11 protein-coding genes are annotated in these 13218 nt (G+C 65.3%); 5 read left to right on the top strand and 6 right to left on the bottom strand.

Annotated elements, in window-relative coordinates:
• Positions 1–536: 536 nt before the first annotated feature.
• The 4 genes from C7G42_RS25765 to uraD all read left to right on the top strand — a co-directional run bounded on the left by C7G42_RS25765 (position 537) and on the right by uraD (position 3158).
• The gene (locus C7G42_RS25765; protein WP_199581136.1) at positions 537–812 is read left to right on the top strand and encodes a hypothetical protein; all 276 of its coding nucleotides are present in this window, start codon (positions 537–539) and stop codon (positions 810–812) included.
• A gap of 102 nt (positions 813–914) precedes the next feature.
• Positions 915–1328 (top strand): DUF3830 family protein, encoded by a 414-nt coding sequence (locus tag C7G42_RS25760; protein WP_106951727.1) that lies wholly within the window; start codon positions 915–917, stop codon positions 1326–1328.
• A complete protein-coding gene (gene puuE / locus C7G42_RS25755; protein ID WP_106951726.1) occupies positions 1329–2264 on the top strand; it encodes an allantoinase PuuE in 936 nt (311 codons plus the stop codon). It abuts the gene before it with no gap.
• Positions 2265–2270: 6 nt separating this feature from the next.
• Positions 2271–3158, top strand: a complete 888-nt coding sequence (gene uraD, locus C7G42_RS25750) for a 2-oxo-4-hydroxy-4-carboxy-5-ureidoimidazoline decarboxylase (protein ID WP_106951725.1) — start codon at positions 2271–2273, stop codon at positions 3156–3158.
• Here the strand turns inward: uraD and C7G42_RS25745 are convergent.
• Positions 3155–5881, bottom strand: a complete 2727-nt coding sequence (locus C7G42_RS25745) for a molybdopterin-dependent oxidoreductase (protein ID WP_106951724.1) — start codon at positions 5879–5881, stop codon at positions 3155–3157. The two genes, uraD and C7G42_RS25745, sit on opposite strands and share 4 nt — an antisense overlap.
• Positions 5878–6705, bottom strand: coding sequence for an FAD binding domain-containing protein (locus tag C7G42_RS25740; RefSeq protein WP_106951723.1), 828 nt, complete (start codon positions 6703–6705; stop codon positions 5878–5880). Before C7G42_RS25740 ends, C7G42_RS25745 begins: the two co-directional genes overlap by 4 nt.
• Positions 6706–6852: 147 nt before the next feature.
• On the opposite strand from C7G42_RS25740, the gene C7G42_RS25735 reads away from it, so the two are divergent.
• Positions 6853–8202: an 8-oxoguanine deaminase gene (locus C7G42_RS25735; RefSeq protein ID WP_106951722.1), complete on the top strand. Its 1350-nt coding sequence runs from the start codon at positions 6853–6855 to the stop codon at positions 8200–8202.
• A gap of 94 nt (positions 8203–8296) precedes the next feature.
• Here C7G42_RS25735 and C7G42_RS25730 read toward each other — a convergent pair whose 3' ends face one another.
• From C7G42_RS25730 to C7G42_RS25715, 4 genes are all read right to left on the bottom strand, one after another.
• Entirely contained in the window at positions 8297–9373 is a 1077-nt protein-coding gene (locus C7G42_RS25730; RefSeq protein WP_199581135.1) for a BMP family ABC transporter substrate-binding protein, read from the bottom strand.
• Positions 9374–9450: 77 nt separating this feature from the next.
• On the bottom strand, positions 9451–10368 hold the full coding sequence (locus tag C7G42_RS25725; protein WP_106951720.1) for an ABC transporter permease: 918 nt from the start codon (positions 10366–10368) through the stop codon (positions 9451–9453).
• Positions 10355–11446 carry an ABC transporter permease gene (locus C7G42_RS25720; protein WP_106951719.1) on the bottom strand — a complete coding sequence of 364 codons (1092 nt, stop codon included), beginning with the start codon at positions 11444–11446 and terminating at the stop codon, positions 10355–10357. Before C7G42_RS25720 ends, C7G42_RS25725 begins: the two co-directional genes overlap by 14 nt.
• Positions 11430–13019, bottom strand: a complete 1590-nt coding sequence (locus tag C7G42_RS25715; RefSeq protein ID WP_502694237.1) for an ABC transporter ATP-binding protein — start codon at positions 13017–13019, stop codon at positions 11430–11432. Before C7G42_RS25715 ends, C7G42_RS25720 begins: the two co-directional genes overlap by 17 nt.
• Positions 13020–13218 lie beyond the last annotated feature (199 nt).

Genomic DNA, 13218 nt, shown 5'->3' with positions numbered 1-13218 from the left:
GAATGGTCGGCTCCCGGGAGATCACGGCATAAGCCGTCCAGCCATCGCGCAGGGAAGGCCGAGTGATCGGCGACACCTGTATGCTGCTGTGCGGTTCTTTCTGCGTGTGCATTTCGCGCAGCGGACCGCGGGTGCCAGCCGGCACCCGGCCTTCCCTGCGCCCTCTTGGATCAGAGGGTAGCGAGACCAGGCAAAGCTCGGGCGAAATCCGCCGCGAGAATGCGAAGGCATGTGTGCAAGCCGTAAGCTTGGTCTCGTAGGGTGGGCAAAGCGCAAGCGTGCCCACGTCTATGTTGCCTATGGATGGAGATCGTGGGCACGGCGCTGTGCGCCTTTGCCCACCCTACGGCACCGTCACTGGGATGAGCACGGGAGCATCCGAGATAGCGAGCGTGATGACGCCGCTGTCGTGCCCGAGTCTCCGCTACATGGCGTCCGGGACACGGCTAAATATTCGGCAATCATGCCCTCCGGCGCCGATGGACTTGCCCGCCACAATCCGGTTCAATGGGCCAATCGAGCTTCAGGCGACAACGATGTCGAGATATCTGCTGGTCCTGGTGCTGCTGGCCTCGCCGGCGGCCGCGCAAGTCAAATTGGCGCCGAAGACCGCGGCCGGACATCCCGATCCCTGTGCGCCGATCGGGCGTACCGCGGACGGCAAGCTGGTCTACTCAATGAAATGCGAAATCCTGCCGGCGCCGCCCCCGCCGCCGGCGGCGGAGCTGAAGCAAGCGCCGCCGCCGGCCGCCGAGCCCGAGCCGGAGACGCGGCGGAGCGGCATTTTCGGCTGGTCCTACGACCGCAGGTGATGCGTCCGCGCCCCTTGCGCTAAACTGTCGGGAATGCTCTTTGCTTGAAAATGATCCGTAAAATGATCCGTGGGGCCACCGGCCCCGATCCAGAGAGATGAGATGAGCAAACTCGTTATCCGTGCCGGCGATTTTACCTTCGATGCCCGCTTCGAGGAGCAAGCGGCACCCAAGACCGTCGCCGCCTTCCGCAAGGCACTGCCGTTCGAAAGCCACATCATCCACGTGCGCTGGAGCGGCGAGGGTGTGTGGATGCCGCTCGGCGATCTCGATTTCGGCGTCGGCTACGAAAACCACACCAGCTATCCCGCGCCCGGCCAGATCATCCTCTATCCCGGCGGCATCAGCGAGACCGAGATCCTGCTGGCCTATGGCGGCGTGCATTTCGCGAGCAAGATGGGCCAGCTCGCCGGCAACCACTTCATCACCCTGACCTCAGGCCTGGAGGACCTGGCGACGCTGGGCAAGAGCGTGTTGTGGAAGGGCGCGCTGCCGATCCGCTTCGAGGAAGTCTGAGTGGCTGACCCACGCTACCCGCGCGATCTCCGCGGTTACGGCCGCAATCCGCCGCACCCCGAGTGGCCCGGCAATGCGCGGGTCGCGGTACAGTTCGTGGTCAATTTCGAGGAAGGCGGCGAGAACAACATCCTGCACGGCGATCGCGCCTCGGAAGCGTTCCTGTCCGACGTGCTCGGCGCACAGCCCTGGCCCGGCCAGCGCCATGCCAATATCGAGTCGATGTTCGAATATGGCTCGCGCGCCGGCTTCTGGCGGCTGTGGCGGATGTTCGGCGAACGCAACTGGCCGACCACCGTGTTCGGTGTCGCCACCGCGCTGAAGCGCAATCCCGAGATCGTCGCTGCGATGAAGGAGGCGGACTGGGACATCGCCAGCCACAGCCTGAAATGGATCGAGCACAAGGACATGACCGAGGCGCAGGAACGCGCCGAGATCGCCGAGTCGATCCGCGTCCACACCGAGGCCACCGGATCGCGGCCGCTCGGCTGGTACACCGGGCGCTCCTCGATCAACACCAACCGTCTGCTGATGGAGGAGGGCGGCTTCCTCTATCTCTGCGACTCCTATGCCGACGATCTGCCCTATTGGATCAAGGGCGCGAATGGCAAGCAGCTCGTCATTCCCTACACGCTCGATGCCAACGACATGCGCTTCATCAACCCGCAAGGCTTTGCCGACGGTGAGCAGTTCTTCACCTATCTGAAGGACGCCTTCGACGTGCTCTACGCCGAAGGCGAGATCGCGCCGAAGATGATGTCGGTCGGCCTGCACTGCCGCCTCGCCGGCCGACCCGGCCGCGCCGCGGGGCTGATGCGCTTCCTGGATTACATCGGCAAGCACGAGCGCGTCTGGGTGCCGACGCGGCTGCAGATCGCGCAGCACTGGCACGCCAGGCTCGCGCATTTTGCCGCCGACGCATTCGAGATCGGTTGAGGGACGATGTCGCAAATTTCGCTGTCTGACCTCAACGCCGCCGCCAAGGCCGACTTCGTCGCGGTGCTCGCCAATGTCGTTGAATATTCACCGTGGATCGCCGAGCAGCTCGCCGGCAAGCGGCCGTTCGCCGGCGTCTACCAGCTGCACGCCGCGCTGATGGCGGCGATCCAGAGCGCCGAACCCGACGTGCAGCTGGCGCTGCTCCGGGCGCATCCCGATCTCGCCAACAAGACCCAGCGCGCGGCGGGGCTGACGGCTGAGTCCACCGACGAGCAGAACAGCGCCGGCCTCGACCGCCTGTCGGACGCCGAATACGCCGCATTCGAGCGCGTCAACAATGCCTACCGCGACAAGTTTGGCTTCCCCTATATCGTCTGCATCCGCCGCCACACCAGGGATTCCGTGCTGCGCGATTTCGAGATCCGGTTGCGCAACATCGCAAAGACCGAGACGCGGCGTGCGATCGAGGAGATCGGCCGCATCTCCGCGCTGAGGCTGGATCAGCTCGTCATGGCCGACGACAGGCTGAAGGTGCACGGCCGGCTCTCGACCCATGTGCTGGACAATCAGATTGGCAAACCGGCGCCGGGGATTCCGATTGAGCTCGTTGAGCTTGCAAGCCTCGGCGAGAGCCGTGTGATCGCACGCGCAGTCACCAACGCCGACGGTCGCACCGATCAGCCGTTGATCGGTAATCGTCCGCTGCCAATCGGCCGCTATGAGCTCAAATTCAGCGTTGCCAAATACTACGCCGAGCGCAACGTGCAGCTCACGGACCCGCCATTCCTCGACGAGATCCCGCTGCGCTTCGCCGTCAGCGAACCAGAGGGGCACTACCACGTGCCGCTATTGGTCACGCCCTGGAGCTATTCGACCTATCGCGGCAGCTAGTCCCCGAACTTCGCGTGCAGTGCCGGAAATAGCCGGTCCGGCTTGAAGGGCGGCGCGGTGAAGCGGATGCCGGTGGCATTTGCGATCGCGTTGCCGAGCGCGGCCGCGACCGGATTGTACGGACTCTCGCTCATCGACTTCGCCCCTAGCGGCCCGATCGTGTCGGACGTCCCGGCGAAGAACACGTCGGTGCGCGGCACGTCGGCGAAGGAGGGCAGGTGGTAGTCGCGGAATTTCGGGTTGGTGACGCGTCCCTCGGCGTCGATCACCATCTCCTCGTAGAGCGCAGCACCAAGTGCCTGCGCGACGCCGCCTTCGACCTGACCGCGGCACTGCATGGGATTGGCGACGACGCCTGCGTCCGCGGCGTGGACGCTCCGGAGTATCCTGAGCTCGCCGGTGGCCTTGTTCACGGCGACGCGAAAACCCTGGACGTTGAAGCCGACCGAACGCGGCGTGCCCGCGGAGTTGCCGTTGCCTGCGAACGGCTGCCCGCGCTCGCGCGCGAGCTTCACCAGCTCCGCAAACGGCATGCGCCGGACGCCGCTGACGACGGCATTGTCCTCGAGCACGCAGCTGCCGACGTCACACAGCCACGCGCCGGCAGCGGCCGCCTTCAGCACGGTCGCAAGCTGCAAGGCTGCCGCATGCGTCGCCTTGCCGGCGACGAACATGCCCGCGCTGCCATAGGCCCCGGTGTCGTGGCCGCCATGGGCGGTGTCGGACTGGCGCAGGCGGATCCTGTCGACGGTGGTCGCCAGCGTGGTCGCGGCGATCTGCCGGTGCACCGTGCTGGTGCCGTTGCCGAATTCAGCGGTGCCGACGGTGAGATCGAAACCGCCGTCATCGCGAAGCGTAATCGTCGCGTCGGCGAAGTGGCCCGCCGGCGGCACGGTGTCGATCATGGTCAGCGCGACACCGTCACCGATCAGCCAATCCGGCGACAAGTCCGGCTGCGGGCCGTCCGCCTGCATCGCGCGCTCGACGAGGTCGAGGCACTGGTCGAGCCCGTAGGAGCCATAGAGCACGTCGTGAAATTCGGACGGCGGCGGCGACAGCATGGGATCGCCGACCCTGACGATGTTGCGCCGGCGCATCTCGAAGGGGGTGATGCCGAGCTGCTTGCCCAGCTCGTCGATCGCGGCCTCGATCGCGATCAGCGTCTGTGGCAGGCCATAGCCGCGAAACGCGCCCGCCGGCACCGTGTTGGTGTAGACGGCGTAACCGTCGACCCGCTTGTTCGGGCAATTGTAGACCGCGATGGACTCGGACAGCGAATGGAACATCACCGGGCCGGCGTGATTGCCGTAGGCGCCGGTGTTGGAGAGCACGTCGAGCTGGAGCGCGGTGAGCTTGCCGTCGGCATCCGCTCCGGCCTTGATGTGGACCCGCATCGGATGCCGCGTCGAGGTTGCGATGAATTGCTCCTCACGGGTCAGCTCCAGCTTCACCGGACGTCCCGTCTTGAGTGCAGCGAGCGCCAGGATGTCCTCGACGAACATCTCCTGCTTGCCGCCAAACCCGCCGCCGACACGCTCGCAGAACACGCGGACCTTGTCGGAAGGAAGCTCGAAGATGTCCGCCAGCGCGCGCCGGGTCAGGAACGGCACCTGCGTCGAAGTGCGGACATTGAGCACGCCCGCTTCATCGAGCCAGGCGAGGCCGCCATGGGTCTCCAGCGCCGCGTGCTGGACGCGATGACTGTGGAAGGTGCCCTCGTAGGTGACGGCAGACGTCGCGAGCGCGGCTGCGACATCGCCGTACTCGCCATGCGTCTCCGCGGCGAGGTTACGCTGGGCGTCGGCGATGCGATTCGCGGTGGTACGATCGGGATGGATGATGGGCGCGCCCGGTGCCATCGCCTGCTCCGGATCGATCAGCGCAGGCAGGATCTCATAGTCGACCTTGATCCGCCGGCACGCCTCCTCGGCGGCGGCTTCGCTCTCGGCGACGATTGCGGCAACCCGCTGGCCGATGAAGCGGACGACGTCGTCGAGAACGCGGGTGTCCTCGGGGTCCATCCAGTCCATCTCGTGCCGCGCGGTCGAGATCAGCATCGAAGGTGCGTCTTCATGCGTCAGCACCGCGTGCACGCCGGGAACGCGCAGGGCGTCCGACTTGTCGATCGCGACGATCCTGGCGTGCGCATGAGGCGAACGCACCAGCTTGACGTGAAGCAGGCCATCGATGGCGGTGTCGAAGGTGTAGCGCGCATTCCCGCGCACGATATCGGGGCCTGCGGGCGCCGGCAGGCTGCGGCCGAACGCGGCGCCGGCCTCGACGTTGGCCTCGACATTGGTCTTGCCGAGCAATGCGTCCTCGATCGCGCGATAGCCGGTGCAGCGGCAGATGTTGCCCTTCAGCGCGGTGCCGAGATCGGTGCGCTGGGCCTGGTTCAGCGAGGCGCAGGTCAGGATCATGCCGGCGGTGCAGAAGCCGCATTGAAAGCCCTGCGCGTCGAGGAAGGCCTGCTGCATCGGATGCGTACCGTGGTCGCCGCCCAGACCTTCGATCGTGGTCACGCTGCGTCCCTCGGCCCGGAACGCCGGGATCAGGCAGCTGTGTACCGGCTCGCCGTCGAGCAGCACGGTGCAGGCGCCGCAGTCACCGGCGTCGCAGCCCTTCTTCACGCCGAAATGGCCGAGCTCGCGCAGGAACGTGCGCAGGCACTGGCCGGCGCGCGGGCCTCGCGCAAACGGCTTGGCGTTGACCTCGAAACTCATGACGGTACTCCGGCAGAGAGCTCGCCGCGGATCTGCTCGGCGAGCCGTAGCGTCATGTGCTTGCGCCAGAGTGGCTGGCCGTGGATGTCGGCGTGGTACAGATCGTCCGTGATCTGCTGGACGATCGCATCGCGCAGCGCGTCCGCATCGGGCGGCGTGGGGAAGGACAACTGGACTGGCCGGACCGTGGAGGCGGTGACCGTCAGTGTCAGCGGGCCGTCGGCATCGAGGCTGCCGATCAGCAGCGCCGCGGAGCGGCCGAGCGGCGCCAGCGAGATCTGCCGAAACGCCGTGCGGCGCTTCAGCGCGGCGATCGGAATGTCGATCTGGCGCAGCAGGTCGCCCGGGGTCAGACGATTGCGCTGGTTGCCGGTGACGAACTCGGCGACGGGAATCCGCTGCTCGCCGCCGCCGGCCTTCCAGATGGTGCAGACGCCGTCGAGCGCCGCGGTCAGCGAGATCATCGGTCCCGCCGGCAGCGACATGCAGAGATTGCCGCCGATGGTCGCGGTCTTCCAGATCTTGAACGACGCAAGGAATGCGCGGCAGCATTGGTTGATCAGCGGCGCGGCAAGCCAATCGGACGGGCAGGCAAGTCCGTCGAGTTGCGCGACCGTGCAAGTGGCGGCGATGGAGAGATGGCTTTCGCTGATCGTCAGCGCCGGCCATTTCATATCGGTGAGATCGATCAGCCGCGCGAGGTGCGCTTGTGGTTCCGAGAATAGCCAGGTGCCGCCCGCGAGCCAGGCATCGCCTGCCGTCCAGGCCGGCAATTGCGCCCGTGTTTGCGGATGGGCCACTGTCGTGATGGTATTCAAATCCATGGCTGCGTCAAAGCTTCCGCCGGTGAATCGTGGCGATGAGTCTTGCAAGACCGGAGCCAAGTCGCAACAAACAAGTGGTCGCGCGAAGGTGACCGGGCCGGCCTTTACCTGGCAGGCCTGTCAGCGGATGTAAGGAGAAGTAGGCTCATGAGCGATGCAACGCCGATCTGGATCAGGGATCCCCTGGCCATCCTCGCCGACGGCGCCGCGCGCGGGATCGTGGTGAAGGACGGCCGGATCGTCGAGCTGGTGCCGGCCGGCGCCACGCCTGTGACCGCTGACGTCGCGGTGTTCGATGCCAGCGAACACGTCGTGCTGCCGGGCCTGATCAACACCCATCATCATTTTTACCAGACGCTGACGCGGGCGCTGCCGGCGGCGATGGACCGCGAGCTGTTCCCCTGGCTCCAGGCGCTCTATCCGGTGTGGGCGAGGCTGACGCCGGAGGCACTCGAGCTCGGCGTCACCGTGGCGATGTCCGAATTGTTGCTCTCGGGCTGCACCACCACAACGGATCATCACTACGTCTTCCCTGCGGGCCTCGAAGACGCCGTCGATATCGAGGTCGCCGTGGCGAAGCGCCTCGGCGTGCGGGTGCTGCTCACGCGCGGCTCGATGAACCTGTCGCAGCGCGACGGTGGCTTGCCACCTGACAGCGTCGTGCAGGACGAGGACACGATTCTTGCCGACAGCGCGCGCGTGGTCGCAAAGCATCATCAGCGCGGTGCGGATGCGATGGTGCAGATCGCGCTCGCGCCGTGCTCGCCGTTCTCAGTAACGACGTCGCTGATGCGCGCCACCGCCGATCTCGCCGCCAAGCTCGACGTGCGCCTGCACACCCATCTCGCCGAGACCGAGGACGAGAACAATTTCTGCCAGCAGATGTATGGCTGCCGTCCGCTCGACTATCTCGAGCAGTGCGGCTGGCTCAACGCGCGGACCTGGCTCGCTCACGGTATATTTTTCAACGCCGACGAAATGAAACGGCTCGGCAAGGCGAAGACGACCATCAGCCATTGCGCGTGCAGCAATCAGCTGCTGGCGTCCGGCTGCTGCCCGGTCTGCGAGATGGAGGAGGCCGGTGTCGGCATCGGGCTCGGTGTCGATGGCTCGGCCTCGAACGACGGTTCGAACCTGATGCAGGAGGTCCGCGCCGCCTTCCTGCTGCAACGGGCGCGCTATGGCGTAGCGAAAGTCAGCCACAAGGATGCGCTGCGCTGGGCTACCAAGGGCTCGGCGGGCTGCGTCGGCCGTCCGGAACTCGGCGAGATCGCGGTCGGCAAGGCCGCGGACCTCGCGCTGTTCAGGCTCGACGAGCTGCGCTTCTCCGGCCATGGCGACCCCTTGGCCGCGCTGGTGCTGTGCGGAGCGCATCGGGCCGACCGGGTGATGGTGGCGGGAAGATGGGCCGTGATCGATGGCGCCATCCCCGGCCTTGACGTGACGGACCTCATCCGGCGCCACAGTTCGGCGGCGCAGGCCATGCGGATGGAATGAAAGAGGGGGCGACCACAAGTGCCGGGTGCTTCTGGCCACCCCCTCCGAACCTCCTCCGGGAGGAGCAGGTGATTTGGGTAAAGCAAGAAGCGTGCTACTTGCCCGGAAGCTTGTCGTCGATGCCTTTCACGTAGAAATTCATACCGAGAATCTGGCCGTCGTCGAGGTGATCGCCGCCTTTGCACTCGACCGGCTTGCCGTCCTGCCCAACGATCGGGCACTTGAACGGATGCAGCTTGCCCGCGATGATCGCGGCCTGGGCATCCTCAGCCATTTTTTTCACATCGTCAGGCATGTTGGTATAGGGCGCCATCGCGAACATGTGACTGTCGAGACCGCCCCAGCTGTCCTGGGACTTCCAGGTGCCGGCGAGTTCCGCCTTGACCCGTTCGATGTAGTAGGGGCCCCAGGTGTCGAGGATTGAGGTCAGCTGGGTCTTGGGCCCGAACTTGATCATCTCGGAGTCCTGGCCGAAGGCGAGCTTGCCGCGTTCGCTGGCGATCTGCATCGCGGCCGGCGAATCCGTGTGCTGCATGATGACGTCGGCGCCCTGGTCGATCAGGGCCTTGGCGGCGTCGGCCTCCTTGCCCGGGTCGAACCAGGTGTTGGCCCAGATGATCTTGACCTTGATGTCAGGCTTGATGGTCTGCGCCGCCAGCATCGTCGCGTTGATGCCGGAAACGACCTCCGGAATCGGAAAGGAGCCGATATAACCAAGTACGCCCGACTTCGACATCTTGGCCGCGATCAGGCCCTGAATGTAGCGGCCCTGCCACCATTTGGCCGAGTAGGTCGACATGTTCGGATTGCGCTTGTAGCCGGTGGCGTGCTCGAAATGCACGTTCGGATATTTTTTCGCGACCTTCAGCGTCGGATCCATGTAACCGAACGACGTCGTGAAGATCAGCTTGTTGCCGGCGCGGACGAGTTGCTCGATGGAGCGCTCGGCGTCGGGGCCTTCGGGAACGTTCTCCAGATAGGTGGTCTCGATCTGGTCGCCCAGTTCCTTGACCAGCGCCTGGCGCGCGAGATCGTGCTGATAGGTCCAGCCGAGGTCTCCGATCGGGCCCAGATAGATGAAGCCGACCTTGAGCTTGTCGGCAGGGGAGGCTGCACTGACGCTGCCGGCAAGCAAGAGTCCGGTCGCCAGCGCAAGAAGTGATTTCCTCATCATCGATCTCCAAATATCAGGGGAAAGCCACGATCCGCAATTTGCGCGCCCCATCGCGCCCGTTGCGGAAATGCAATTCACCGGTCCGGCACGAATACGGTGCCGAGCGCGGCCGGTGCGGTCGAGCCGCCGCTGCGCGCGCGGGAGAGCAGCACCAGCACGATGACGGTCGCGAGATAAGGCAGCGCCGACATGAATTGCGAGGGAATGCCGATGCCCCAACCTTGCGCATGCAATTGCAGGATCGTGACCGCGCCGAAGAGATAGGCGCCAATCACGAGGCGGCCCGGCCGCCAGGACGAGAACACCACCAGCGCCAGTGCGATCCAGCCGCGGCCTGCGGTCATGCCGGGAATGAAGAACGGCGTATAGGCGAGCGGCAGATAGGCGCCGGCAAGGCCTGCGCAGGCACCGCCGAACATCACGGCGAAGGTGCGGATGCGCAGCACGGGATAGCCGAGCGCATGCGCGGAGACGTGGTTGTCGCCGCAGGCGCGCAGGATCAATCCGGCCCGCGTGCGGTACAGGAACCACCAGACGCCAATGACGAGCGCAATGGAGAAATAGACGAAGGCGTCCTCGCCGAACAGCACGCGGCCGACCAGCGGAATGTCGGTGAGGCCGGGAACGGCGAGATGAACCGCCGGCGTGATGCGTTCACCGACGAAGCCGGCGCCGATCAGTCCGGAGAGTCCGACGCCGAGGATGGTCAGCGCGAGACCTGTCGCGACCTGGTTGACGGCGAGCCCGAGCGCCATCAGCGCGAAGATCAGCGACATCATCGTGCCCGCGACAATGCCGAACAGCGCGCCGACGAAGACCGATCCGGTGAGCCAGGCGCCGGCAAAGCCGCAAGCCGCGCCGACGATCATCATGCCCTCGACGCCGAGATTGAGCACGCCGGAGCGCTCGGTCACGAGCTCCCCGGTCGCGGCGATCAGGAGCGGCGTGGACGCGGCGAGCACGGCCAGGATGATGGCTTCAATGAGTTCCACGGGCCACCTGACGGTTCGGGAAGCTCAGCTTGAAGCGGTAGAGGATCAGGGAATCGCAGGCGAGCACGTAGAACAGCAGAATGCCCTGGAAGACCTTGGTGACATCCAATGGAATCTTCATCGCGATCTGCGCCTGCTCGCCGCCGATAAAGGTCAGTGCAAGGAAAAGGCCTGCAATTAATATTCCAAGCGGGTTCAGCCGGCCGAGGAAGGCGACGATGATCGCGGTAAAACCGTAGCCTGGAGAAATGCCCGGCTGGAGATGCCCGACAGGACCTGCCACCTCGATGATGCCGGCAAGCCCTGCGAGTGCGCCTGACACCGCGAATGTCAGGATGATCAGCTGGTTGGCATTGAAGCCGCCGAACCGTGCCGCGCGGGGCGCTGCGCCGACCACGCGGATCTCGAACCCCTTGATGGTGCGCCCGAGCAGGATCGCTGCTGCCGCCACGACAAGAAGCGCGATGATCGAGCCGAGATGCAGCCGGCCGCCCTCGATCAGCAGCGGGACGGTCGCCACCGGATCGAACTCGGCCGTGGTCGGGAAATTGAAGCCGTTGGGGTCGCGCCAGGGCCCGCGCACGAGATAATCGAGGAAGAGGTCGGCGACATAGACCAGCATCAGGCTGGTCAGGATCTCGCTGGCGCCGAACTTCACCTTGCAGATCGCGGGGATCAGCGCATAGAGCGCGCCTGCCGCGGCGGCGAGCACCAGCATGGCCGGCAGCACCCAGGCGCCGGCGTCGGTGCCTTGCGTCTTCACCGCGATCCAGCTTCCGGCAACCGCGCCGATCAGGAATTGTCCCTCGGCGCCAATATTCCAGGCATTGGCGAGATAGCAGAGCGACAGCCCGATCGCGATCATCACCAGCGGCGTCGCCTTGACCGCGATCTCCTGCAGCGAATAGCCGTCGGTCAGGGGCGCGATGAAATAGGCATGCAGTGCGAGCAGCGGATTCTTGCCGAGGATCGCAAACAGGATGACCATGGTCACGACCGTGAGGCCGATCGCGATCAACGGCGAGACCAACGCGACCGCGCCAGAGCGTTCGGCGCGCTTCTCAAGGACCAACTGCATGCACGGCCTCCTTCGGCTCGAGGCTGCTGCCGCCCATGAGCAGGCCGAGCTTTTCGCGGCTGGCCTCGCGGGTAGCGAGCGGTGCCGACAGCTTGCCGTGGAACATCACGGCGATGCGGTCGGCGATCTCAGCGAGCTCGTCGAGATCCTGGCTGGTCACGAGCACGGCGGCGCCTGCGGTTGCGAGATCGAGCAGCGCCTGGCGAATGACGGCGGCGGCGCCGGCATCGACGCCCCAAGTCGGCTGGCTCACCACCAGCACCGCGGGGTTGCGCAGGATCTCGCGTCCCACGATGAATTTTTGCAGATTGCCGCCGGAGAGGCTGGCAGCCTCGGGATCCCGCTTGGCCTTGCGAACATCGAATGCTTCGGTCGCGCGATCTACCGTCTTCAGCGTGGCTGCGGTGTCGATGAAGCCGTGATGGACCATGCCACTGGCCGCGTGCCCGGTCAGCAGCGCGTTCTCCGAGAGCTTCATGCGCGGCGCGGTACCATGGCCGAGCCGCTCTTCGGGAACGAAGGCTGCGCCCAGCTTGCGTCGCTGCGTGATCGAAAGATGGCCGGCGGCAATGCCTTCGATCACGACGGTGCCGGGATCCTTCGAGAGACGCTCGCCGGACAGCGCGGCGAACAATTCGTCCTGGCCGTTGCCGGCGACACCGGCTATGCCCAGGATCTCGCCGCCCTTCAGCTCGAACGAGATGTGCTCGAGCCGCACGCCATGCGCCTCGGCTGGCACAAGCGAGAGATCGTTGACGACGAGCCGTGGCACGGTGGTCTTCCGGCCGGATGCCGCCTTCACTTCCTTGATGTCGCCGCCGACCATCATGCGTGCCAGCGAAGCGGCGGTCTCGCGCCGGGGATTGCAGGTCTCGATCTTCCTGCCGCCGCGCAGGATCGTGGCGGTGTCGCAGAGCCGTTTCACCTCCTCGAGCTTGTGGCTGATGTAGAGGACAGCGCGACCTTCGGCCTTGAGCCGCTCCAGCACGATGAAAAGCTGATCCGCTTCTTGCGGCGTCAGGACGGCGGTGGGCTCGTCCAGGATCAGGAATTTCGGATCCTGCATCAGCGCGCGGACGATCTCGATGCGCTGGCGCTGGCCGACCGACAATTGCCAGACCTCGCGTTTCGGATCGAGCGGAAGGCCGTATAGCTTCGACACCTGTTCCAGTCGCGCCGACATTTCCTTAAAGGATTCCTTCCCGTCCAGGCCGAGCGCGACGTTTTCGGCGACGGTGAGATTGTCGAACAGCGAGAAGTGCTGGAACACCATGCCGATGCCGAGGCTGCGTGCTTCGGAAGGACCGGACAGCACGACCGGCCGGCCCTGCCAGCAAATCTCGCCGGCGCTGGGCTGGATCAGCCCATAGATCGCCTTGACCAGCGTCGACTTGCCGGCACCGTTCTCGCCGAGCAGCGCGTGGATTTCGCCCGGCCGGATATCGATGTCGATGTCATCGTTGGCGAGAAAATCGCCATAGCGTTTGGTGAGTCCGATCGTCCGCAGCAGCGGGGGCTCGCTGGAATTCAGGCCGTCAGGTGTCGAATCCAACATTCGCTGATGCGCTTGCATGGTGAAATGGCCCGATAGTGGGCCAGTTTGACCCGCGGCGTAAGGTGTGAAAATGCGTCATCCCTTGCTCAACGCTTCGGCAGGCACTGCGCCCGCAGCGCCTGTTGCAGATTTGTGACGGTCCAAGCCAAATCGGAGCCTGCCGTGCAGACCTGACGTCGCAGTGAGCAAAGTTGCGCCATCGCGATTATGCAATTTG

The organism is Bradyrhizobium sp. MOS003 (assembly GCF_003020125.1).
Lineage (GTDB): Bacteria > Pseudomonadota > Alphaproteobacteria > Rhizobiales > Xanthobacteraceae > Bradyrhizobium.
Note: the sequence above shows the minus strand (reverse complement) of the source record. Positions and strands in the feature narration are given on the sequence as shown.